Genomic DNA, 23,290 nt, shown 5'->3' with positions numbered 1-23,290 from the left:
GAGACACCTACTTCCGCCGACGATTCGCACGCGCATGCCTCAGGTGCTTGCGCGGGTCGCGGGCAATCCCAAACCGCAACCAATGGGGCGCACCGGTTGCCTCACGAGCGGCATGTCTGGGTGCGTACCCGGCATATGCAACGGATCGCCGCCTGCGCTCGTAGGCAGCGCACGCGAGCAGCATGCCGCCCGCAAGTACTATCCACCAGGTGCCACTTCCGCCTGTCTCGGGCAGCGGCAAGGTGTTGGTAACGGTGATCACGTAGCCCGTATCGTCGTTGTCAATCGCGTAGCTGTAATGGGTCGTCGCGTCGTATGCCCCCACGCGTACCTCGGTCACCGAGTAGGTGTAGTAGCGCACAACCGACGGATCGACCGTCGTGTCTTCAAACGCCACAGGCAGGCCGGTCAGCACCTTGCGCCAGGTTTCGGACCACTCTGAGGCATCGGCCGCGGTCAGCTTCACCTCGAGCACGCCATTCGTGCCGAACGTCGGGTCGTCCACGACCACGCCAGCGGCGTTGGTGTAGGTGCGCTTGAGCTTGAAGGTTACTTCGTCGGGGCGCGTGTTGCCTGCATTCCCGTTGTCCATCCACACCTTCTGCAGCGTGATGTCCACCAGCGCGGAGCACGGGTCTTGGCCCTCGCCCGGCTCGGGCGTGATGCCGCCCGTACCGGGAATATTGAGCGCGTCATCCATGAGCACGGCCTTCGCGGGAGACACATAGGCGTCCATAGCCACCGGCATAGTGCCCGCGGCGCCCTGCATGACGGCGCCCTCAAGTTCGTCGAAACTTGAAATCTTGTCGTAGTGCTGCACCTCGTAGCGGTTGTAGTCCGTGCCGCTCGCCGTGTCTTGCTGCGCGTGCGAGAAGGTGCCGTCGACCTTCGCCACGGCGTCGGTCAGCGCGGCGTTCATGTCGCGATAGATCGAATACAGGTTGTAGCGGCCCTCGTTGTCTTTGCCCTCGATGGTGCTTGCGTCTTTGAAATACTTCGACTCGAGATTGGTCATACCCGAGAACGGGCCCACCAGCTCGGCGGTGCCGCGCACCACGTCGCAATAGACCATCTGGTTGCCTTCGAACAGGCCTTCTTTGTTGTGGCCCACGAAGCCGCCGGCATAGCCTGCGTTGTCGGGACGCTGGTTCACGTTGCCGGGCAGGACGCCTTCCACCGGCGCGCCGTCGGCATCCTGCGTGGCGCCTCCGCCGAATACATCGTAGCCCGCATGCGCACCCGTGACCTTGGAATTGGTCACCGCGGTGCGGTTGCCCTTGATGAGCGTGATTTTAAGATTCGCCTCGGTTTTGCCATCCCTTATCACGCCATTTTTATTGCATGGCAGTTTGATGGAGGAATCGCCAATCGTAACAATGACCGCATCCGACTGCGTCGGGTTATTCGGATCGGGCTTGGCAAGCGCCACGCCGATACGCAGGCCCAGCAGATTCACGTAGAGCAAATCGCCGTCAGAGAGAATTTTCAAATTCAGCAGCTTATCCAAACCGGTGATGCTGAAGTTTGCCAGATCAATGTTCTGAAGCTTGTCCCCGTGAAGAGCCCGTACCAGCTGGTCAACAATAACCAGCAGCAGCTCAACCACAGCGGAATCGACCTCCGTGTTCGCAATGAACGACATGTCGGTTTGGCCGATGAAGCCCGCCGCAACCTGATCGCTGCGCACGATTCCCAGATTCGAAACCTCGCAGGCGTCGATCTTGGACAAATCGCCCAGGCCCACGAAACCGCCCGCGATGTTTTGCGCGGCATCGTTACCCTGTTCCACAATGTCTTGACCGGCATCGGCGCCGCTGGTTACCGTGAAGCCGGAGGCAACGCCTTCCACGCGGCAACGGTCGGCATGCGACCCCCACACGTCCAGTACGCCTGCCTGTAGCTTCAGCAGATTGAATATCTTTCCGATACCCACGCTAGCTTCATCGATATCAACCGTGGAGTTCTTGCCCATATAGCCTGCGAAACCGCCCGCGTAGCTAGGAGCCGACACCGTGGAAAGCGCGCTCACGGTGCAATCTTTGACAGAGCCGTTCAACAAGCTGCCGGCAAAACCGCCCGCGTTGCCGAAGTAGCGCAACGAATCCATGGTGCCCACCTTGTCTGCCGTGTTGGCGCGCACCTGGGCGCCGTCTGCCACGCCCGTCACGCTCGCGTGGTACACGTAGCTGCGGAACGCATCCAGCACGCTGACGTTGCCCAGGCCGATCAGGTCCAAGATGGATGTCTTGTTAGTGCCGGCATCGGTGCCGCCCACGTCAGCCACGCTGCCCACGTCGGCAAGACCCACGAAACCGCCAGCGTTCTTGCCGCCGGAAACGCCGCGCAGACCGTTGACGGAAAGTTTCGAAGCGCCCTCCTTGCTGCCCAGCACGGCAGATTCGCAACTTCCCACGAAGCCGCCCGCTGCCGTGGCGAACCCGGTTGCGCCGGCCCGCTGATACGAGCCGTCAACCACGAAGCCCCATGCCTCATTGGCAGGCGTCACAGACGCACCGCGGATGGTGGTCATGGTTGCCTCGAGCACATTAGCAACATCGCCCGGCTGGCCGATGACAGTATCCAGAATGCCCTGCAAAAGACCGTTGCTTGCATGGGTGTTCGCGTCTGCCGCAGATCCTGGAGCCGCCGTACCCGCATAGCCGCCCACCGTGTTGGTGCCTTTCACCAGGCGCAGGTTACCTACGTTGCAACCCGTTGCGCTTTCGGTATCGCCCCAGATCTGCGCGCCTTCGGCATAGCCCACATAACCGCCCGCATGGCCAAGGTCGTACTTCTCGTCGTTTTCGGCACTGCCCATGCCGCGGGCCTGCACCGTCATGCCCTCGCGATAGCCCGTCGTGGAAGACGAGCCCTGAATGCTGGGCACGAACACTTCGGCAGCCGAAACGAGCTGGCCCGGGTTGAGATTGAGGCCCAGAATGCTCACGCCGCCCAGATTGGCCGCGCCGCCGCTTTCCATGAAGCCCGCATAGCCGCCCGCGGCACGCATGGCGCGTACGGTCTTGGCATCGCTTGCCGCGCCGTCGCTGACCACGCCGCTGCGCATAATGCCCACGTAGCCGCCGGCCACGCCGCCGTCGCATTCGTTGGCTGCGTTGCTATAGGCGCTGCGGCCCGCCGCCACGTTGTAGCCGTATATATAGTTGGCAAGCTTGGCGTCCAGCTCTTCCTGCGAGTTCACCTTGCCGGTCTGGGCAAGGTCGGCACCGAAACCGCCGTTCACGCCGACGTAATCGACCCATGTGTTCCAGGTGTTTGCATCGATGCCGGAAAGCGGACCCGTCACGCGCGTCTGACGCTGCGTGGGATAGACCACCGACAGCGCCGAGGCCAGCGTGTCAACCTTGATCAGGCCGAACAGCAGGCTCAGGCTGCCTGTATCGGCCGTATCGGCAGGACGCATGATGCCGGTGTAGCCACCCGCGACCTCGGTGCCGAACACTGAGCGCATGCGGTCGGCGAACGCCGTGCGCGTGGGACCGGTGTATGCAGCCGCTTTCCAATCGCGCGTATCGTTGCCCCAAATCTGGCCGCCCTCGTTGTATCCGGCATAGCCGCCCGCCATGCCGCGCATGGTGGTGCCGTCGGATGCCGCCTGCGCGCGCACCACGCCGCCGCAGGGCACGCAGTCGGTGGAGCTATTGCGCACTGTAGGAACAAAGCTTTCCACCAGGCTCGCCAGGCTGTCGATGTTGACGAGCTTTTTCAGAATGCTGCTTTCACCGCCGCCGAGCACTTCGGCCGCGCTGCCAGGCTCCATGCCGCCGGCATAGCCGCCCGCAGCGATGCGACCCACCACGTGCGAGAACGAATGGGCACTCGAATCCTGGACATGCGAGCCAGTGATTCGACCCGCGAAGCCGCCCGCGTAGCCCTCGGTGCCGTCGGCCGTGGTGGCACGCACCGCATAGCCGCCCGGCATGCCGTAGACATCGGAATGCTCGACCGTGGAAACCATCACATTGAGTGCGGAGAGCACGTCGGTCAGGTTGATGGCCGTACCCAGAATGCCTAGGCCTTCGCCCACCGATGCGGTGGAGCCGATGTCTAGGCGGCCCGCATAGCCGCCTGCATAGCGCAGGCCGTCGATGGCCCACGGCGTGGTTGCGTCGTAATAGGCATCGATCGCGTCGGCCTCAAGATCGGCGGGGTCTTCGATCGCCGTATGGGCGATCTTGCTCACGTCACAGTTGGAAATCTGGACACCCGAGGCATAGCCCGCGAAGCCGCCCGCCGCACCGGAATTCGCGTCAAGCGCGTCGACGCGGCTGGCACTCACCGTGAAACCATCAGGCGAATTCACGCCCGCATCCGACACCGTGGCAACATAGGCGTCGATTAGGCTAAGCAAATTGGACACATCGACCTTCAGCCCCTTGAGACCGCCCAGAATGCTCAGACCGCCGCCGCCATCGGCCGCTGCGGCAAGCGCGCCCGAAGTAAGCAAGCCCGCGAAGCCGCCTGCATAGCCGCCGCCTTCGACGCTCTTCAGGTTGTTAACGGCCCACTCGTCGGCATCCGTATCATCGGCGGGCTTGCCTTCCACCACGCCGCTGCGGAACACGCCCGCAAAGCCGCCGGCTTTGTCGGCTGCGACGGCAGCGTCACCCGCATAGGTCACGTTGCAGTCGCTGTATTTCGGAATGAGATACGGAACGGCATTGAGCAGGCCGGAAATGGAGCCGAGCGCAAGGATGGACGTGTCATCTGCCACATCGGCCAAGCCGCCCGTCTCGGAATTGCCCACAAAGCCGCCGGCCGCACCGTTGTCGGCATCGGCCGTCACGCGATGAAGGCCCGTCACGTTGCAGTTCGACAGCTGGCCGCTATGATTGTCGGCCACAAAGCCGCCTGCCGTTGCTGCGGAAACGCCGGCCAAGGGCGCGGTGTCTTTCGTTGCCGCCACTGTGAACCCGTTTGCATGGCCCGCCACGGTGCAGTTTTCCGCCGTCACGTTCACGCCTTCGCTTACGGCAAGCAGGCCCTTAACGCTCACAGCGCCAAGACCAAGTAGGTCAAGACCACCGCTACCCGCCAAGTTGCCAGGACCCATAACGCCCGCGAAACCGCCGGCGTGCGTGCCCGCCTGCACGGACGCAATGTCTTTAATATGCACGTTGGTGCACGATCCACCCGCAGCCTCGGCAACGGCACCGGCCGCATACGAGTCGGCCGCAGTCACCGTTGCGCCCTCCGCGACGCCCGCCACCGTGACATCGCTTAGCTCGAACGGCAGATAGCCGCCCAGACCGACGGTCCTATCAAGAACACCGCCAACCGAAGCGGTACCCATCAACCCAGCAACACCCGCAGCATGGCTTCCACTTGCTTTCACCATAGCCAACTGCGATATGGTATTTCCACGAGGCGTATTCGGCTTCGATAAAAGACCGTCGGCGCGGCTATAGATTTTCAATTTCGAACAATGGGCGTCATCTGACGCGGCGACAAGCGTGCCGTCGCCACGGCCCAACAAACCACCCGCATAATCGCCGGCGCTTTCAACCGTAATCGTGCCGCCAGATATCTTCGCGCCCAGAATGGCGGATTCGTCAACGCCCAAAAGAGTCAAGAGGGCATCGCGTCTACCGTCGGAATCCTTGCCCTCAAGCACATCCGTCAAAAGATCGCCAACTAAACCGATCAGATTATTCTCTTCAGGTGCATTCTCCGATTTACCTAAATCACTCACCCAGCCGAGCGTCGCAGCACCTGCAAACCCGCCCGCCAAAGCGTAAGATTTAGCTTCATCGCCCGATTCTTCAGAATGGATTGTCGCCCTTACCGCAACAGGCCCCGAAATGGTGTCGTTGATGCTATAGCTATTGGAGAAAGCGCCTGCGAATCCGCCCGCATAACTGGCAGCCTCAACCGAAGCGCCAGCGACAACCGAACATTCCTGAGTAACGCTCTGGGGCTGCGCCACCCTGACAAGCTCAACTCCCAGGTCGGACAAGGCGCCCTTCATTACCCCATTACGAGCAACGCCAGAAAAACCACCAGCGAACAGACGCGCTTTTACCATCACGGGAGAGTTCACCGCGCAAGACACGATAATGGTGCCCGACTGTTCACCAATAAAGCCGCCGTTCTTGTCTGTCGTCGACAAGCCAACAGGACTGTCCGGGACTGCGGTGGAGAACTTGGACCAAAGGAGTTCAAGGAGGCCATCGCATGGCATACAGCGAGGAGCAGAGAAGGAGCGCCCTCGAGACATTCATCAGGTTCGACCATAGCTATGCTGACACAATTGCCGAGCTGGGGTATCCCAACCGGGGGACGCTCAGGGGCTGGTGGAGGGAATACGAGAGGACCGGCGTGGTGCCTGTCCGGAAGTCCGTCTCCGACCCGACATACACCGACGCGATGAAGCGCGCCGCGGTCGACTATTACCTCGGCCATGGCAGGAGCCTGGCACGGACGGCGAGGGCGCTCGGCTATCCCAAGAGCCGCCAGCTGCTCGGCGAGTGGATCGACGAATATGCGCCGGGCCAGAGGAAACGCAGGGGCCCGAGCCCGGATCGGGGCCCCGTGCCCCTGGAAAGGAAGGTGCAGGTGGTCGCGGAGCTCGAGGCCAGGACGGGCACGGCGGCGGAGGTCGCCGAGCGGAACGGCGTGTCGCGGACCGCGCCTTACGCATGGCGCAGGGAGATCATGGGCCATAATGGAGGGAGACACCAGGAGAAAGGGCTTCCCGTGGCCAAGGAGATCGACGAGCTTCCCGACGACATCGGGCAGCTGCAGGACATGCTGAGAGAGGCGAAGGCGCGCCTCAGACAGGTGCAGCTCGAGCTGGACGTGCGCGAGGCGACCCTCGAGATCGTAAAAAAAGACCCGGGCACCGACCCGAACCGGCTGACGAACAGGGAGAAGGCGTCGATGGTGGAGGCGCTGAGGGGGAGGTGGAGCCTCCGGGAGCTGCTGGCCGCCGTGGGCATGGCCAAGAGCAGCTATGAGTACGCGAAGGGGGCCCTGGCCAGGGGCGAGGGCCCGGAGCGCGCCGCCGCCCGGGAGGCCGTCAGGGCCGCATTCGAGGAGAGCGGCGGGACCTACGGATACAGGCGCATATATGCGCAGGTCAACTCCGGGGCCGGGCCGGATGCGGGGATCGGCGAGTGGACCGTGCGCAGCATCATGAGGCAGGAGGGCCTCGCCGCCCGCGCGCCCAAGAGGAGGAGGCGCTACAGCTCCTATGCGGGCGAGATATCGGAGGCCCCCGGCAACCTGCTGAGGGACGAGGATGGGAAGCACCATTTCGGCGCGAACAGGCCAAACGAGCTGTGGGTCACCGACGTGACGGAGTTCCGCATCCCGGCAGGGAAGGTGTACCTGTCGCCCATCGTGGACTGCTTCGACGGCATGCCGATCAGCTGGTCGTCGTCCACCTCCCCCGACGCCGAGATGGCGAACTCCTCGCTGCTGGAGGCATGCAGGCAGCTGCGCGAGGGCGAGCATCCCAAGGTGCACAGCGACCGCGGCTGCCACTACCGCTGGCCCGGCTGGCTGAGGATATGCGAGGAGCATGGGCTGGTGAGGTCGATGTCCAGGAAGGGGTGCAGCCCGGACAACGCGAGGGCGGAGGGCTTCTTCGGGAGGCTCAAGGTGGAGTTCTTCTATGGGCAGGACTGGTCCGGGGTGACCATGGAGGAGTTCATGGGCAGGCTCGATGCCTACCTGTCGTGGTACCGTGACGGGAGGCTCAAGAGCAATCTGGGCTACATGAGCCCGGCGCAGTACCGTCGGAGCCTGGGACTTGCAGCGTAGGGAACGGTCCAACTTTTCCGCCGCAGCCCCTCCTGAGAAAGCGAAACCGAGCATTCCGAAATCACCGGATTTTTGTACCCCGTAGGGATCAGGCTCTTAACATCTAGAATGTTGTTTGCGAGCAAGAGTTTAATGAGATCACCCAAGCCAAGACCAGGAACGGCGTTGAGAATCGTCTCGAGAGCATCAACTGTAAACCCGAGGATCTTCGAGAGGCCATCGTATTCGGTCATGCCCTCCGAATAACCAACGAATCCGCCAGTCATTCCCCAGGAACTCGTGACGCGGGCAGCTGCGCCATCGGGAGCATTGACCACTTCACAGTTTTCTATACGCACATCGCCCACAAGGCGACCGGCGAATGTACCGGATGCCGTGGTGGATGGGTCGGCATTGCGCAAGTTAAGCAAGCCGCGCAACACGTCGCCCAGATCAATTTCTAGATTGCCTACGGTTATAGTTTTGAGCAGCAAAGACAGCAAGTCGCCTACGCCGCCGAGCAAACCACCGAGCAAACTCGTCAAAAGTTCAACAAGATTATCGGGGACATCCTTGAAGCGCGTCGTCGCGTTATTCACCTGAGGAGCCACGAGTGCGATATTGCTCACACGAGCAACTCCCCCCGAAACTCCAATGCTGTTAAGGTTCATCGGACTCGAAACCGTACCGAAAAAGCCAACGCCAGCATACTCCGAAGTGTCCAGCACTCCTTGGATGTCAACATTAACGCCCGAAATCGAAGGGCGCCCCGTAGCAAGAATGGTGCTGCCAGTGGCATCCCAAATCTTTTCACCCTCTGCCGCAACCGCACCCGTCATGGTTCCCTGGAGCATGAGGGGCGTCCAGTTTCCACCAGAGCTCACGTCGATATCGCGAAAAATGATGTAATTGGCCGTTGCCGAGTACACGAGACCGGTATTAGGGCTCGCCTTGGTATCCATGTTTCCAGAAGCATCGACGCCACAGTGTTCTTTTCCGATAATCAGCGAGTCACCGTAATTCGTGTCCGACAGTTTATTGCCCACATCGATATCGGCATCGCCCGCGTATTCAAGCTCCCACGGCCCTGGCATTCCAAGAATCTCTGTTCGACTAAATACCTTCCCTACGACATGCTTATTCGACCCAATCGCGCGCAGCTGCTGCTCGTTGCCGATAAGGATGTATTTTGTTCCGTTGATATCTTTGACAACCTGACCCACGAAGTCACGGCCGCCCAGCGGGTCCACCGCAGCGCGATCGGCAACCAGCACGTTGCCGGTCGTTTCGCCGTCACCCTGTTGCAGGACCTCGGCGCCTTCAATCTGCGCAGCGTCTTGTTCCGCATCCGAAACCGTGCCCGAAGCAGCGTCATCCTGCCCGTCGGCACCCTCGGTCGCGCGGGCAACAGGCTCCCCTACCCCATCGGAGCTGGAGAGCTCGCTTTGCGCGACGTCCGATTCATCTTGCTCATTCGGGGAATCCTCGCGCGCACCATCCGTTGCGCTCAGATTGCCTTGTTCCGATTCGGAAGCGCTCTGCACCCCATCGGGCAATTCGTCGTTTACCGCAGCTACATCGTGCCCGCTCGACCCTACTGCAGGCTCATTCGATACAACCTGGGAATACCCCCCCCCACGCTCCAAATCCGAAGCGAGGGGTGACGGCGTCCATGCATCGGCGCCTGCGACAACCTCGGCGCTGGCCTCCACCTCGGTGTTCGCTCGCTCCATCCGCGTCTTCATATCGGCTTGGGCAAGGGAATAGCCCGCAAGGGCCGCTTCGATTTTGTCGCACGCCTGAGCTGCCTGATAGGCGCCAACGCCGGCGGGGAATGACCCCAGCGAGCATGAGGCGATCAGCAACCCAATGACAGCCTTACGAAACAAAACGAACCTCCCCCTGAGGCATGGTGTACACATGTATTATCCACCTTAGCAAATTACATCACTGATATACCGATTCATTAATTAGAAACTGTTCACTTATATTACTAGTATTTCGGTTGGTATTAACTGACCCAGCTCATGCGTGTTGTAGAAGCGCGGCGTTCGTTATCGTCTTGCGCCGTTCACATACGTTACATATTTCACAGCATTTCAATTCATAAAAATGGCCGCCGCATTACTGCGACGGCCGCAATACGTTCCGCTCTTTGAGAGCCTACTGTCCTGCGCTCTCCGCGCGGTCGACTATATGCTCCGCAACATCGTGCTTGTACAGGTTATCGCGCTTGAGCTGATCCCAGCCTGCCTCGTTCACCATATCGGCGTTCAGGGAAACGCCGTACATCTCCTCGACTGTGGCACGTTTAAACACGTAGTAATCAGCATCATGGGGATCATCGCTCTCGGTGAGCGTCACCTGAATCTCCTGCACGTCAGGAACCACACAGAAGAGCACCGTCGCGTTGTATGCAAGCGCCAAATCGATGGAATCCCCGTCAACATAATCGGGAACACGCAGGTAATCAAAGCGCAGCACGCCGCTGCCGCGCGTCACGTCAAGATTGGCGCTACACTCGCCCATAGGCAGATTGATAAGAAGCGCCCCCAGCCCATCAACATCACTCAGGCTGCTGTTCACGTAGGTCAGCACGTCATTGCTCGAAGCGTTTACGACCTCCTTGGTCAACTCGTCGGCAACATCGCCATCCAGGTATACACGCCCGTTCGCATCGACCACAACTCCGGAGTCTTCCTTGTAGACGGAAACGCCGCCATCAGGGGTCACATCAACCGTACTGCCCCCGCCCTGGACATGCACTCCGCTCTCATCAATACTCACGCTGTCACCATGGTTACCCGTGAAGGCACCCAGGCTCTCAATACCGCGCACCATATTGCAGCCAACGAGGCCGATGAGCAAAAAGATGATAATCCCCGCGACCGATATAAGGACGAGTGGCCATATACGGCGACGCTCGACCGATTGGCTCGGCTGCGGATGCAGGACGGCAGAACCGGATTCCGTAACAGGCGTGGGATATCCATGCGTCACAACCGGATCAGACGTTGCAGTCAGCTGGTCCGAATCATCAAGGGGGACCACCGATTCGATCGATGCATCGACTTCGGGAAGCACAACGTGCTCCGCACCCTCTTCGGCAAGCACATCATCGACGCTCGTAAAGCTCTCCTTGGTGCGCCGAAGAGCCTCCTCGGCAGAAAGTCCGTCTTCGAGCAGATCTTCATAGCGGGCAACCATGTTGCCGTAGATTTCTTCCTTGAGTTCAATGTTTTCCGCCGTGAGTACCCTGCCCTCAAAGAGGTGCTCAACGTACATGCGAAGTTCGTTCATTGTTCGCTCCCATCTTGCAGCAGTAAGCTATCGATAATCTGACGCACATGGATCCAACGTTCAGTCGCGTCAGTCAGCTCCTGCGCGCCCTCCACCGTCATGCGATAGTACTTACGTCGAGCGCCTTGCGTCTCGTCTCCCCAGTAGCTTTCGACATAACCCTGCATCTCAAGGCGTTTAAGGCTCGTATAGAGCGATGGCTCCTTCATCTCGTACTCGCCATGACTCACTGTAGCAACGGATTTGAGAATCTCATACCCATAGCTATCAGCGCCTGAAAGAGTTTTTAAGATAATCGCATCGATATTTCCCCTAATTAAATCGCTCACTGAATCTCGTGTCGCCACATCGGCCACCTCCTTCGTACTTGGATTGTGAAACTACTTTACTACATAGTACTATGTGTGTCGATGTACTCTTTACTAGAAGGTAGACGGTAGCCAGAATGACGTGAGCGGTTATTGCCGCCGGTTTACTAGACCTAAAGAAAAACCCGGTCCGCACGGGGCGAACCGGGTTTCCGAGTCATATGTAGGAAGCGACGTATCGCTTAGGCCTCCATGAAGTTGCGCTGAACGGCGGAGTCGACCTTGACGCCAGGGCCCATGGTAGAGGACACGGAGATGCTCTTGACGTACTTGCCCTTGGCGGAAGCCGGCTTGACGCGGAGGATCTCGGTGTAGAGGGCGGCGTAGTTCTCAACGAGCTTCTGCTCATCGAAGGAGACCTTGCCCAGCGGCACGTGGCAGATGCCGTAACGGTCGGCACGATACTCAACGCGGCCGGCCTTGAGCTCAGAGACCATCTTGGCAACGTCCATGGTCACGGTGCCCAGCTTGGGGTTGGGCATGAGACCACGGGGGCCGAGGATCTTACCGATGCGACCAACCTTGGCCATCATCATGGGGGTGGCGATGGCGGCGTCGAAGTTGATCTCGCCCTTCTGGATCTGGGCGATCAGCTCGTCGGAACCGATGACGTCAGCGCCGGCCTCGGCAGCCTGCTCAGCCTGAGCACCCTCGGCGAAGACAGCGACACGGACGGTCTTGCCGGTGCCGTGGGGCAGGGAGATGGAGCCACGGATGTTCTGGTCGGCCTTACGAGTGTCGATGCCCAGACGGAAGTGAGCCTCAACGGTCTCGTCGAACTTAGCGGCGGAAAGCTCCTTGACGAGCTTCACGGCCTCAAGCGGAGAGTAGACGGCGGCGCGATCAACCTTGGCCGCAGCCTCGCGGAACTTCTTGCCATGCTTAGTAGCCATGTCAATACCTCCTGTGGTGCAAGCGGGCGAACCCTCCCACATCGTTCACACGCCCCTTTGGCGTGCGAGTTACCTAATAACGAGCGAGCAAATACTTACTCGGCAATGGTGACGCCCATGGAACGGGCGGTACCGGCGACGATCTTCTTGGCCGCATCGATGTCGTTGGCGTTGAGATCGGGCATCTTGATCTCGGCGATCTTGGTGAGCTGCTCATCGGAGAGCTGGCCGACCTTATCGCGCTGGGGAACGGCGGAACCGCCCTTGAGACCGAGCTCCTTCTTAATGAGGTGAGCCGCCGGCGGGGTCTTGCACACGAAGTCGAAGGTACGATCCTCGAAAACGGTGATGACGACCGGGATGATGTCACCCATCTTGTCCTGCGTGGCGGCGTTGAAAGCCTGGCAGAACTGCATGATGTTGACCTGCGCGGCACCAAGGGCGGGGCCCACGGGCGGAGCGGGGTTGGCCTTGCCGGCCGGAATCTGAAGCTTGATGACGGTGGCGATCTTCTTCTCTGCCATGTCACACCTTCCTTGAACGTGGAATATCGAAATCAAATATCGTCAGCGCACGTTCGCTAGAAGCACGGACACCGATGAGCGGTCGGGGCCGAAGCGCTCAAGCGCGGACAAACAAACGGGAATGCTTAGGCAATGACCGTGATCTGGTCGAAGCTAAGCTCAACGGGAGTCTCGCGGCCGAAGATCATGAGCGTTACCTTGACCTTGGCAGACTCAGGCATGACTTCGGAGACCTTACCGTCGAAATCAGAGAGCGGGCCGGAGATGACGCGAACTGAAGACCCGACCTCGATATCGACGACAGCACGCTTGGGTGCAGATGCTCCCTTGTCGGTCTTACGCATCATCTTGTTGTATTCGTCACGGGAAAGCGGAGCGGGCTTGCCGCTGCCACCGAGGAAACCGGTGACGCCGGGCGTATTGCGAACACAAGTCCAGGCGTCGTCATCCATCTCCATACGGACGAGCACATAACCGGGAAAGATCTTGACGTCCTTCTCATCGCGCTTGCCGCCCTCTTTAAGTTCGGTGACACGCTCGGTGGGAATCTGAATGTCGAAGATACGATCCTGCATGCCCATGGTCTCGATACGATGCTCAAGATCGGATTTGACACGGTTCTCGTACCCAGAGTAGGTATGTACGACGTACCAGCGCTTGGACATCTGCTTACCCCCTCAAGCTGGCAAAGAGCACGAGGCCCTCACTGATGACAAGATCGAGAACGGCAATCGATACGCCAACGACAATCAGTGAGGCGCAAACGGCGACGGTGTAGTTGACGAGCTCGTTCTTGGTAGGCCACACAACGCGCTTCATCTCGGAACGAACAGAGGCCATGTATGCCTTGCCGCGGGCAATGAGGCCAGGCTTCTTGTCTGACTTCTTCGCCTTCGCAGGCGTCTTGGTGCTCTTCTTGTTGGCCATAATGGCTTACCTCCGCGCAATGCGCCTATACATTGAAAACCGTAAGCCTCGCGAGGAGGCTTACGGATTAAAGACTGGCACGCCAGGAAGGACTCGAACCCTCAACAGACGGTTTTGGAGACCGTTGCTCTACCAATTGAACTACTGGCGTGTATGCGAAAGAGACTAGCGAGTCTCCTTGTGCAGCGTATGCTTCTTGCACCAAGGGCAATACTTCTTAATCTCCATGCGATCAGGCATGTTTGCCTTGTTCTTGGTGGTCGTGTAATTACGACGCTTGCACTCGGTGCAAGCCAGGGTAACCATAGTGCGCATGTATCTAAACCTCCATGTACTGCCCCGTTGCGGGCACGGTCGCTAACAATACCATCATCTTGGTAATGCTGTCAATCCCATTGGTATTACCGCGTCTATTCTGCAAATGAGATTCACAACTCTTATACAAAAGGCCGTGAAAAGCAGCACAGACGTGAGAATACCCAACACCTTTGGCGCGTTAGGTACGAGACTGGCAGAAAAAAGACCCGGCACCAAATGCGGCGCCGGGTCCCTTAAATACGCCTAGATCAGCGAGTGTAGGTTACTCGATGATGGTGGAGACGATACCAGAACCCACGGTGTGACCACCCTCGCGGATAGCGAAGCGCAGGCCCTCCTCCATGGCGATCGGGTGAATGAGCTCGCCGGTAATGGTGATGTGGTCACCAGGCATAGCCATCTCGGTGCCCTCAGGCAGCTTCACGGTACCAGTCACGTCGGTGGTACGGAAGTAGAACTGGGGACGATAACCATCGAAGAACGGGGTGTGACGGCCACCCTCGTCCTTGGTCAGGACGTAGATCTCGCCAGTGAACTTGGTGTGAGGGGTAACGGAACCCGGCTTGCAGAGAACCTGGCCGCGCTCGATCTCCTCACGCTTGATGCCGCGGAGCAGCAGGCCGACGTTGTCGCCAGCCTCACAGAAGTCCATGGACTTGCGGAACATCTCGATGCCGGTGCAGACCGTGGACTTGGTCTCCTTGATGCCGACGATCTCAACGTTCTCGTTGAGCTTGAGCTCACCGCGCTCGACACGACCGGTAGCGACGGTACCACGACCGGAGATGGTCATGACGTCCTCAACGGCCATCAGGAACGGCTTCTCGTTGTCGCGCTCAGGCGTCGGGATGTACTCGTCAACAGCCTTCATGAGCTCGCGGACGGAATCCATCCACTTCTCCTCGCCGTTGAGGGCGCCGAGAGCGGAACCGCGGATGATCGGCAGGTCGTCTCCCGGGAACTCGTACTCGGAGAGGAGGTCACGGGTCTCCATCTCGACGAGGTCAATGAGCTCCTCGTCGTCGACCATGTCGCACTTGTTCAGGAACACGACGATGTAAGGAACGCCGACCTGACGGGCGAGCAGGATGTGCTCGCGGGTCTGGGCCATCGGGCCGTCGGTAGCGGCGATAACGAGGATAGCGCCGTCCATCTGGGCAGCACCGGAAATCATGTTCTTGACGTAGTCGGCGTGGCCGGGGCAGTCAACGTGAGCGTAGTGACGAGTGGCGGTCTCGTACTCAACGTGGGAAACGGAGATCGTAATGCCGCGCTCGCGCTCCTCGGGAGCCTTGTCGATGTTCTCGAAGGCGGTGAAGTCGGCCTTGCAGCCCTCGGTCTCAGACAGAGTCTTGGTGATGGCAGCGGTCAGGGTCGTCTTACCGTGGTCAACGTGACCGATGGTGCCGATGTTAACATGCGGCTTAGTGCGCTCAAACTTTTCCTTGGCCATGAAGCCCTCCTTCTGGAAAAGGTTGCCCCCTTTTGGAGCAAGTCCCTACTTAACTTAAGCGGCCCCCTCGTTTCCTCGGAAGCCGCCCTAGTTACCTGGTAGCGGTGACTGGATTCGAACCAGTGACAACACGGGTATGAACCGTGCGCTCTGACCAACTGAGCTACACCGCCAGATGGAGCCTGCAACCAGACTTGAACTGGTGACCTCTTCGTTACCAACGAAGTGCTCTACCGACTGAGCTATACAGGCCTGACTGGTGGGGATGATAGGACTCGAACCTATGAACCCAGAGGGAGCGGATTTACAGTCCGCCGCAGTTGCCGCTGTGCCACATCCCCAGTCTGTCAAACTCAACCACGGTCCTTGGTTTCCCTCGTTGCGTGCTCGAGCGAATGGAATAATAAAACGTGAAAACCGGCCATGTCAACAAAAGCTTTTATATACACGTGTCCGGGCGTATCGCATTGCAGGTCAATGGCCATATTCTTGATGTGTTGGACCTGTGATTGCCACTCTCTCAGCTCATGTGCACGCATGTTCCGTGCAAGCACTTTAGGAGGATGCAGCGCTGGGGCGTGATGTCCGTACAGATCTGTGCTCGGCTCGGCCGGATCCCGTGCTCGGTAGGATCCCGTGCTCGGTGTGAGAAAACGTTGGTTTGAAATGACCCTGGTATTTCAAACCCATGATAAATCACATTACCAGGCCCTTTTATGTGAGGAATCCGCAGTTTGAAATGTCCCAGCTGTTTCAAACTGCGGATTCCTCACACTGCGCGCAAGCAACCGGGTTCGATTCCAGCCCGTCATAGCAGAAAGCCCGGCACCGCAAATCGCACCGGACTTCTCACCTCAATGGAGCCAGCGACAGGAATCGCCGGGCGGTTAGCGCCGCCCTCCTTCCGCTGCGGGCCTCACGGCCCTTGCGCGCTGCGCTGGTCAATGCTTTGCATTGCCTCAGCTCCGCGCCCGCAACCGGGTTCGATTCCGGCCCGTCATAGCAGAAAGCCCGGCACCGCAAATGGCACCGGACTTCTCACCTCAATGGAGCCAGCGACAGGAATCGAACCCGCAACCCACTGATTACAAATCAGTTGCTCTACCGTTGAGCCACGCTGGCACGCTTGGCACGTTCGCACATGCGAAGCCGTTTTAGGATAGCCGAGCTCTACCTGCCGCGCAAGGACTTAAGTTTGGCGAGGGACTCGGGGCTGAGCCTGCTGCCAAGCGTGAGCTTTATGTCCACATTCTCCTCACGTGCGCGCTCGAAGTCGCGCTGCATATCGCCAATCTCTTCAACGAGCATACGGGCGGAAATACGCGTGACGCCATGCCCCATGACCGTGGCCTGGATCATGGCGTCACTGGTAACCACCGAGCATGCCCTCCCCTCCTCGCGCGCTTTTGTGCACAAGTCTTGGATGACCGTATCGGCTGTGACGCCCGTGGGGGAGAATTCGATTCGCACGCCTCCCTGGGGTAGATTCGGCCGCTCGGGAGACACGTTGCCCGCGGCGTCGAACACCACGACTGCCTCGTACTGGCGGCCTGCAAATGCGGCGACATCGTTGATGAGCGCCTCACGGGCACAGTCGTAGAGATCTGTGGAGTACGGATGGTCACCACGATCGAACATGAGGCCCTCGTATTTGGTCGTGGCATGAATTACGTTGTAGCCGTCGACGACGAGCAGCTCCTTTTTGCCCGAGCGCACACCGCGCGGAGGGACTACGGGGCCCGCCGTGTTGGTGGCATTGAGCCCGGCGAACGCGTTCCCCACGCCGTAGGTGCTGGCATCGACAATGGGCTTTGCAGAACCCTCGCCAAAGCGTTTGGCCTTTGACTTTTGGCGGTTCTTTTTGGTCATGTCCTACTCCCCCGCATTCCGTGCCGCGCAGCGCATTGTACGTGGCAGTGCCGTGAATTTGATGTGCATGACCTCTTACTCCCCCATCGCCGGTGCATCCACCAACGTCGTGCGATTGCGACGCAGCCATTCAAAGCACAAAGCCGTGGCGGCCTGGGCCACATTGAGGCTCTCGGTTTGACCGAGTTGGGGGAGCTTAGTGGTGAAGTCGCACGTGTCGAGGACCAGACGCGAGATGCCATCGCCCTCCGATCCCATAACGAGCGCCACGCGGCCCTCGAATGGCGCATCCCAGCACACATCGGTGGCATGCTCGGTGGCACCACCGACCCAAAAGCCAGCGGATTTGAGGTCTTCGAGCGCGCGGGCTATGTTGGGAACCTGCGCGATCGGCAGGTGCATGATCGCGCCAGCCGACGTCTTGTAGGTGGCGACTGTCACCTCGGCAGCGCGTTTGTTGGGGATGACGACGCCAGAGGCACCCACGACCTCGGCGGAACGCACGATGGCGCCGAAATTACCGGCATCGGTCACATGGTCGAGCACCACAACGAGCGCCGGACGGTCGGCGGGGGCGGCGGCGATGATATCGGAAAGGTCCGCGTAGGGGAACCTGCCCACCTCGAACACGATACCCTGATGCGCCCCGTGACTGGAGATGGCGTCAAGCTGTGCGCGGGGGACGCTCTTGACGTTCACGCCTGCCTCGCCAAGGCCCGCGAGCAACTCACGGATAGCCGGTTCGCCCTCCACTCCCTGGGCGATGAGGGCACGCTTGATGGGAAAGCCCGTGCGCAGCGCCTCGAATGCCGCGCGACGGCCCTCGATGTAGTTCCCCTCTGCAACATGGACGTCGCGGCGTCGAGGAGCCGCCTGGGATTGCGTGGTTCGCTGGACATCGCGGGACTGCTGGCCGCGGGCCCTGACGGGACGCTGCTGCCCTGCGGACTTCTGATCGTGACTACGCGGCGTCTTGGAGCGGCTCTCATTGACGCGCTTCGGTTTGCCCTGATAGTCTCCGCCCCTTTGCGGGCGCTTCCCCTGTGCCATCTCGGCCCCCTTCGCTATGAATCATTCAGCGACATTGTCACATCCCGGCGTGCAAAACTGCACCCATCCCCAATTTACACACGAGCGCCGCACCCGGGGTCGGATGCGGCGCCCGACGATTGAACGGCAAGACGGCGTGCCCAAATCCTCGCTTCCTAGGGTGCCCCAGATTGCCCCGAAGGAGGAGGGAGGACGCCTTAGGGCGCCGACCGACGAGTGAGGGGCAAGGTGGGGTGCCCTAGGAAGCGAGGTGTTTGATGCGGGAGCCGGAGGCGGTATCCTCTATCGCCAGCCCCATGTCGCGCAGCTGGTCACGGATGGCGTCAGCGGTGCCCCAGTCCTTCGCGGCGCGAGCGGCGGCGCGAGCCTCGAGGATCTTCTCGGCGGCTTCGTCAATATCGTCTCCCGTATAGCCCGTAAGGCCAGCGGCCACGCCAAGCAGGCCAACCGGAAGCGGCTCCTCGATCACGGGAAGCTCAACGCCCAGCTGCGCGAGCGCGCCGGAGATCACGGCAGCGCACACGCGGGAGGCGTCCTCGTCAACAGCACCAGCCGCCTGCTCAAGGTACTTGTTCGCCTCGGTCACGAGCTGGAAGTACGCGGCGACGGCCCCGGCCGTGTTGAAGTCGTCGTCCATGCAGGCCTCGTAATCGGCTGCAGCCTTGCTCATGGCGGCGGTCAGGGCCTCGGCGAGCTCGGCATTCGGCTCACCCTCGGCATGGTCGGCAGCCCACTTGAGGTTGCGGACCGTGCCCGCGATACGCGCGAGCGAGTTCTCGGCGCCCTCGAGGCGCTCCCAGGAGAAGTCGAGCGGGCTGCGGTAGTGGGTCTGCAGCATGAGCAGGCGCAGGGCCGCAGCGGAGTGCTTCTCGAGCACCTCGGCCAGCGTGAAGAAGTTGCCCAGGCTCTTGCTCATTTTCTCGCCGTCAACGAGCAGCATACCCGTGTGCATCCAGGTGTTGGCAAAACCCTCGTGCCAGGCGCAGGTGGCCTGAGCGCACTCGTTCTCATGGTGCGGGAAGGCGAGGTCGGAGCCGCCGCCGTGGATATCGATCGGGGTGCCCAGATAGCGGTGGACCATCGCGGCGCACTCGGTGTGCCACCCGGGACGGCCCTCGCCCCAGGGGCTCTTCCAGCTGGGCTCGCCGGGCTTGGCGGCCTTCCACAAGGCGAAGTCGAGCGGATCGCGTTTGTCCTCATTCTCTTCGATGCGGGCGCCGACCATGAGGTCATCGATGTTGCGGCCGGACACCTCGCCATACGCGGGATCGCTGCGGACGGAGAAGTACACGTCGCCGTTGTCGGCCGCATAGGCGTGGCCGCCCTCGATGAGCGTCTTGATCATGCCGATCATCGCGCCGATTTCCTTGGTGGCGCGGGGGCGCACGTCGGGGTCGAGCACGTTGGCGGCGCGCATGACACCGATGAACTTGTCCGAGAACTCAGTCGCGACCTCCTCGGCCGTGCGGCCCTGCTCGTTGGCGCGGTTGATGATCTTATCGTCGACGTCCGTGAGGTTCTGGGCGAACGTGACCTCGTAGCCACTCGCGATGAGCCAGCGGCGAATCACGTCGAAGCTGATGAACGTGCGGGCGTTGCCGATGTGGATGTTGTCGTAGACAGTGGGGCCGCACACGTACATGCGGACCTTGCCCTCCTCGATGGGGCGGAACTCTTCTTTTTGATGGGTGGCGCTGTTGTAGATCTTCATAAGCAACTCCTCCTGGGTCGCTCGGGGGCGTTTCATCCGGCGCTCGGACAGTCCTGCGCAAGACGCAGAGTCCGCTGGACTCTGCTTTGCGTGCGGAACTCGCGGCGGATGAAACGCCCCCGAGCGACCTTGGAACCGTATACGTGACAGTCTATACGAGCGGGTGACCTTGCAGAAGCGGGGAGTTCCGCTCCGCCGGGCATAGGTCCGCTCAGGATGCAAAGCAAGATGGCGAATCGCCCAAGGGCAATCATTTTAGATACATCGCTCCAGCAGGCAGACGGACCAGGCACCGATGCCTTCGCCTTTGCCTTCCCAGCCGAGCTTTTCGGTGGTGGTGGCCTTGACGCCGATGTTCTCTACCGAACAGCCGATGGCGCGAGCGAGGTTCTCGCGCATAGCCTCGCGGTGCGGGCCGATTTTGGGTTCTTGGCAGGCGATGGTGCAGTCGGCATCTACGAGCTCATATCCGAGCTGCCGCGCATACTCCATCACCTTGGAAAGTAGCGTCAAAGAGTCCGCGCCCTCATACGCCGGGTCGGTATCGGGGAATAGCTTACCGATATCCCCTCCACGGCAGGCTCCCAAGATAGCGTCAGACAGGGCGTGGGCAAGCACGTCGGCATCGCTGTGCCCGAGCAGCCCCTTGCTGTGCGGGATATCCACACCGCCGATAATGCAGCGGCGGCCCTCAACCAACCGATGCACATCATATCCATGCCCAATGCGCAGATTCGATGCCATGCGACCCCCTGTTCCAACTGTGTGCACGGGCTAAGCATATACCCTGCAACGCTCTTTTCGCCCCATAGCGCGGAATTGACTGGCCACTGGGTACCTTCTCGGACATCTTCTCGAGCTTTTTCGTATCGTTTTCGGAAAAGCCCGAATAGACCGCGTTTTCAAGCAACGCCGAGCTGCGCTTTTGTCTTGGAAACAGAAGCTCTACTCGAAGGAATCGAAATCCAGTACGAAAAACCTCAAGATGCGTTCCCGAATGCGGCACTCAACGCTAAGGAAGCACCTGCATCACGATGGTCAGCCTTGAAGCCGGGCGTGCAGGGCGGCCTCCACTGGGGCAAGGTCCTCGGGCAGCGTCACCTTGAGGTTGTCGCGAGGAGCCTTGAAGCCGCGCACACGGCCGCCCATGCCCTCGACCAAGGACGAATCATCAGTGCCCACAAAGCCCGTGCGATCGGCCCACTCATACGCGCGGCGCAGGGAATCGGCCCAGAACACCTGCGGGGTCTGGACCGTCCAGAATTGAGCGCGAGAAGGAGTTTCGACAAAACACCCTCCTGCATCGATGACCTTGAGGGTATCGACCGCGGGCTGGCCGCACACGACGCCATCGAGTGCATGAAGGTCATCGGAGGCAGATACGGAGCTAATCGATGCGTCCTCGCACCGAGTCGGACTGGGCGCATCACCATGGAGTGCGCAGTCTGCTCCAAGCTCGCGTTTGCCAGAAACGTTCCCACCCGGGTCGCCGAATGCTGGGGCCTGATCGGCGGATACCAGCGCGTCGATCGCCGCATCGATCGTCTCCGGGAGGATCAACGGGCGGGCGGCATCGTGCACCAAAACGATATCGCAGTCTGTGGGAACAGAGTCCAAACCGTTACGCGTGGAGTCTTGCCGCTCAGCGCCAGAGGGCGCGAATGCGATGGGCGTCGCGAATCCGAACGGCGCGACGGCCGCCCGATTCATCTCATCCGTCTTCTCGGGTGGGCATACCACGACGATGCGCTCGACCCGGCTTGCGGCATCGAACGCCTCGAGCGTCCAGGTGATCAGTGGCTTTCCCGCCACATCAATCAACAGCTTGCCGCCCGGGTTTCCAAACCGCGTGCCGGACCCGCCGGCGACGATGATGGCGCAGCCGCGGGCGCGCGTATTTGTATCCATGCATCCCCCTACATGCAAAGCGGCGCAAAGCCGCGCCGCCTCGTCCAAGGTATCGTGTTACGGTTCGCGCTTTCCGCCATGCATGCGCGCGAGCGAGTCCGCGAGAATGGCAGGGTTGTTCACGCCAAAACTTCCCAGGCGATCGGGGTCCTTCTTGATGTCGTCCATGAGGTCCTGCAGCGAGCCGTACTCGTCCACGATCCGCTCCGCAACGCCATCGCGAACAACCGAGACACGAGAAAGCGTACGCAGCCCCAGCGGCGACATAACGGAATCCTCGTCGAGGTCCTCGTACCCCAGAGCGGCGGCGACTTTGCTGGGGCTCGTAAGGTCCTGGGCCGACATGTCGGAGAACATCACGCGGATCCGCTCGCTGTTCTCCTCGGAAGCATCGGCGGCGTAGTCGCGGATCATCAGGTTGTATTCGGTCTCCATGCTTGCGCCGGCGAGCTGCTCGAGCTGCATCTGCACGAGCTTGCCCTGGTTGCCGAGCTTGGTGATGCAGCTTTGGAGCTCGACCTTCGCTTGCTCCATGATCTCGAAGCTGGAGAAGATGCTCGTGATGTCAGCGAGGGTGACGTAGTCGTCCAACTCGAGGGCGGTCAAGCGGAGCAGCGCACGGTCGAGCGAGGAGCGCGTGGTCTGGAGCGTGGACACGAGCTGATTGACCGAGCTCATGATCTCGGTGACGGGCTGAATCTGGTAGGAGCGGCCGTCAACGTACACATTCACCACGCCGCGGCGCTCGGAGACCGAGATGACCGTAGCGTTGGTGAGCACGCTCATGCGTGCGGCGGTACGATGACGCATGCCCGTCTCACTCGTGGCGAGCGACGGATCGGGATTGAGGTGAAAGTTGGCGCGCAGGATCTTGTTGAGCCCACCGTCGATGACGATGGCACCGTCCATCTTGGAAAGCTCGAACAGGCGGTTGCTCGTGAAGGAGATGTTGAGCGGGAACCCATCGTTGCCGGCGGCGAGGACGGCCTCAGTGTCGCCCACGCAGATAAGGGCGCCGATGTGACCCGCGATGATCATGTCGAGCGCGGTGCGCAGCGGCTGACCGGGCGCAGTGAGGCGTACGGCCTCCTTCATGCGATCTTCTGTGCTCTTCTGTTCCACGACGAACCTCCTCGATTACACGCTTGTCCCATTGTCGCATGAATCGCGCAGTGTCCGAAGGATTTGCAGAAAAGCTACTCAGC

The 23,290-nt window shown here is 60.5% G+C and carries 17 protein-coding genes and 5 tRNA genes; 1 reads left to right on the top strand and 21 read right to left on the bottom strand.

Annotation, left to right across the window (positions count from 1 at the left end; genetic code table 11):
* Nucleotides 1–7: 7 nt before the first annotated feature.
* The gene (locus tag ACX9NZ_RS01925; RefSeq protein ID WP_407496711.1) at nucleotides 8–5,644 is read right to left on the bottom strand and encodes an LPXTG cell wall anchor domain-containing protein; all 5,637 of its coding nucleotides are present in this window, start codon (nucleotides 5,642–5,644) and stop codon (nucleotides 8–10) included.
* A 551-nt stretch (nucleotides 5,645–6,195) separates the two neighbouring features.
* On the opposite strand from ACX9NZ_RS01925, the gene ACX9NZ_RS01920 reads away from it, so the two are divergent.
* Entirely contained in the window at nucleotides 6,196–7,785 is a 1,590-nt protein-coding gene (locus tag ACX9NZ_RS01920) for an IS3 family transposase (protein WP_407496995.1), read from the top strand.
* On the opposite strand, the gene ACX9NZ_RS01915 is transcribed toward ACX9NZ_RS01920, so the two are convergent.
* The 20 genes from ACX9NZ_RS01915 to disA form a co-directional block, all read right to left on the bottom strand.
* A complete protein-coding gene (locus ACX9NZ_RS01915; protein ID WP_459389427.1) occupies nucleotides 7,737–9,653 on the bottom strand; it encodes a hypothetical protein in 1,917 nt (638 codons plus the stop codon). The two genes, ACX9NZ_RS01920 and ACX9NZ_RS01915, sit on opposite strands and share 49 nt — an antisense overlap.
* 274 nt (nucleotides 9,654–9,927) lie before the next feature.
* Complete coding sequence (locus tag ACX9NZ_RS01910; protein ID WP_407496752.1) at nucleotides 9,928–11,064, bottom strand: permease prefix domain 1-containing protein; 1,137 nt, start codon at nucleotides 11,062–11,064, stop codon at nucleotides 9,928–9,930.
* Complete coding sequence (locus ACX9NZ_RS01905) at nucleotides 11,061–11,411, bottom strand: PadR family transcriptional regulator (RefSeq protein ID WP_459389426.1); 351 nt, start codon at nucleotides 11,409–11,411, stop codon at nucleotides 11,061–11,063. The genes ACX9NZ_RS01910 and ACX9NZ_RS01905 overlap by 4 nt, the downstream gene beginning before the upstream one ends.
* 203 nt (nucleotides 11,412–11,614) lie before the next feature.
* Complete coding sequence (gene rplA, locus ACX9NZ_RS01900) at nucleotides 11,615–12,325, bottom strand: 50S ribosomal protein L1 (RefSeq protein WP_118654341.1); 711 nt, start codon at nucleotides 12,323–12,325, stop codon at nucleotides 11,615–11,617.
* Between the two features lie 95 nt (nucleotides 12,326–12,420).
* Nucleotides 12,421–12,849: a 50S ribosomal protein L11 gene (rplK, locus tag ACX9NZ_RS01895; RefSeq protein WP_118654300.1), complete on the bottom strand. Its 429-nt coding sequence runs from the start codon at nucleotides 12,847–12,849 to the stop codon at nucleotides 12,421–12,423.
* Between the two features lie 125 nt (nucleotides 12,850–12,974).
* Nucleotides 12,975–13,514 (bottom strand): transcription termination/antitermination protein NusG, encoded by a 540-nt coding sequence (nusG, locus tag ACX9NZ_RS01890; protein ID WP_118654301.1) that lies wholly within the window; start codon nucleotides 13,512–13,514, stop codon nucleotides 12,975–12,977.
* 4 nt (nucleotides 13,515–13,518) lie between these two features.
* Nucleotides 13,519–13,776, bottom strand: coding sequence for a preprotein translocase subunit SecE (gene secE, locus ACX9NZ_RS01885; RefSeq protein WP_407496757.1), 258 nt, complete (start codon nucleotides 13,774–13,776; stop codon nucleotides 13,519–13,521).
* 75 nt (nucleotides 13,777–13,851) lie between these two features.
* A tRNA-Trp gene (locus ACX9NZ_RS01880) sits at nucleotides 13,852–13,927 on the bottom strand.
* Between the two features lie 14 nt (nucleotides 13,928–13,941).
* Nucleotides 13,942–14,091: a 50S ribosomal protein L33 gene (rpmG, locus tag ACX9NZ_RS01875; RefSeq protein ID WP_006720939.1), complete on the bottom strand. Its 150-nt coding sequence runs from the start codon at nucleotides 14,089–14,091 to the stop codon at nucleotides 13,942–13,944.
* Nucleotides 14,092–14,356: 265 nt separating this feature from the next.
* Nucleotides 14,357–15,547, bottom strand: coding sequence for an elongation factor Tu (gene tuf, locus ACX9NZ_RS01870; protein ID WP_118654303.1), 1,191 nt, complete (start codon nucleotides 15,545–15,547; stop codon nucleotides 14,357–14,359).
* 96 nt (nucleotides 15,548–15,643) lie between these two features.
* A tRNA-Met gene (locus tag ACX9NZ_RS01865) sits at nucleotides 15,644–15,720 on the bottom strand.
* A gap of 3 nt (nucleotides 15,721–15,723) precedes the next feature.
* A tRNA-Thr gene (locus ACX9NZ_RS01860) sits at nucleotides 15,724–15,799 on the bottom strand.
* A 5-nt stretch (nucleotides 15,800–15,804) separates the two neighbouring features.
* Nucleotides 15,805–15,888, bottom strand: a tRNA-Tyr gene (locus tag ACX9NZ_RS01855).
* A 706-nt stretch (nucleotides 15,889–16,594) separates the two neighbouring features.
* Nucleotides 16,595–16,669, bottom strand: a tRNA-Thr gene (locus ACX9NZ_RS01850).
* Between the two features lie 48 nt (nucleotides 16,670–16,717).
* A complete protein-coding gene (locus tag ACX9NZ_RS01845; protein ID WP_407496760.1) occupies nucleotides 16,718–17,416 on the bottom strand; it encodes an NYN domain-containing protein in 699 nt (232 codons plus the stop codon).
* Nucleotides 17,417–17,491: 75 nt separating this feature from the next.
* On the bottom strand, nucleotides 17,492–18,466 hold the full coding sequence (rlmB, locus tag ACX9NZ_RS01840; protein ID WP_302741405.1) for a 23S rRNA (guanosine(2251)-2'-O)-methyltransferase RlmB: 975 nt from the start codon (nucleotides 18,464–18,466) through the stop codon (nucleotides 17,492–17,494).
* A 238-nt stretch (nucleotides 18,467–18,704) separates the two neighbouring features.
* On the bottom strand, nucleotides 18,705–20,177 hold the full coding sequence (cysS, locus tag ACX9NZ_RS01835; RefSeq protein ID WP_118654307.1) for a cysteine--tRNA ligase: 1,473 nt from the start codon (nucleotides 20,175–20,177) through the stop codon (nucleotides 18,705–18,707).
* A gap of 255 nt (nucleotides 20,178–20,432) precedes the next feature.
* Nucleotides 20,433–20,921 (bottom strand): 2-C-methyl-D-erythritol 2,4-cyclodiphosphate synthase, encoded by a 489-nt coding sequence (gene ispF / locus ACX9NZ_RS01830; protein ID WP_118654308.1) that lies wholly within the window; start codon nucleotides 20,919–20,921, stop codon nucleotides 20,433–20,435.
* Between the two features lie 294 nt (nucleotides 20,922–21,215).
* Complete coding sequence (locus ACX9NZ_RS01825) at nucleotides 21,216–22,085, bottom strand: IspD/TarI family cytidylyltransferase (RefSeq protein WP_407496763.1); 870 nt, start codon at nucleotides 22,083–22,085, stop codon at nucleotides 21,216–21,218.
* Between the two features lie 57 nt (nucleotides 22,086–22,142).
* Entirely contained in the window at nucleotides 22,143–23,207 is a 1,065-nt protein-coding gene (gene disA, locus ACX9NZ_RS01820) for a DNA integrity scanning diadenylate cyclase DisA (protein WP_118654310.1), read from the bottom strand.
* Between the last annotated feature and the right edge of the window lie 83 nt (nucleotides 23,208–23,290).

The organism is Collinsella sp. BM28 (assembly GCF_054551995.1).
This window is presented reverse-complemented; position numbering and strand designations above follow the sequence as displayed.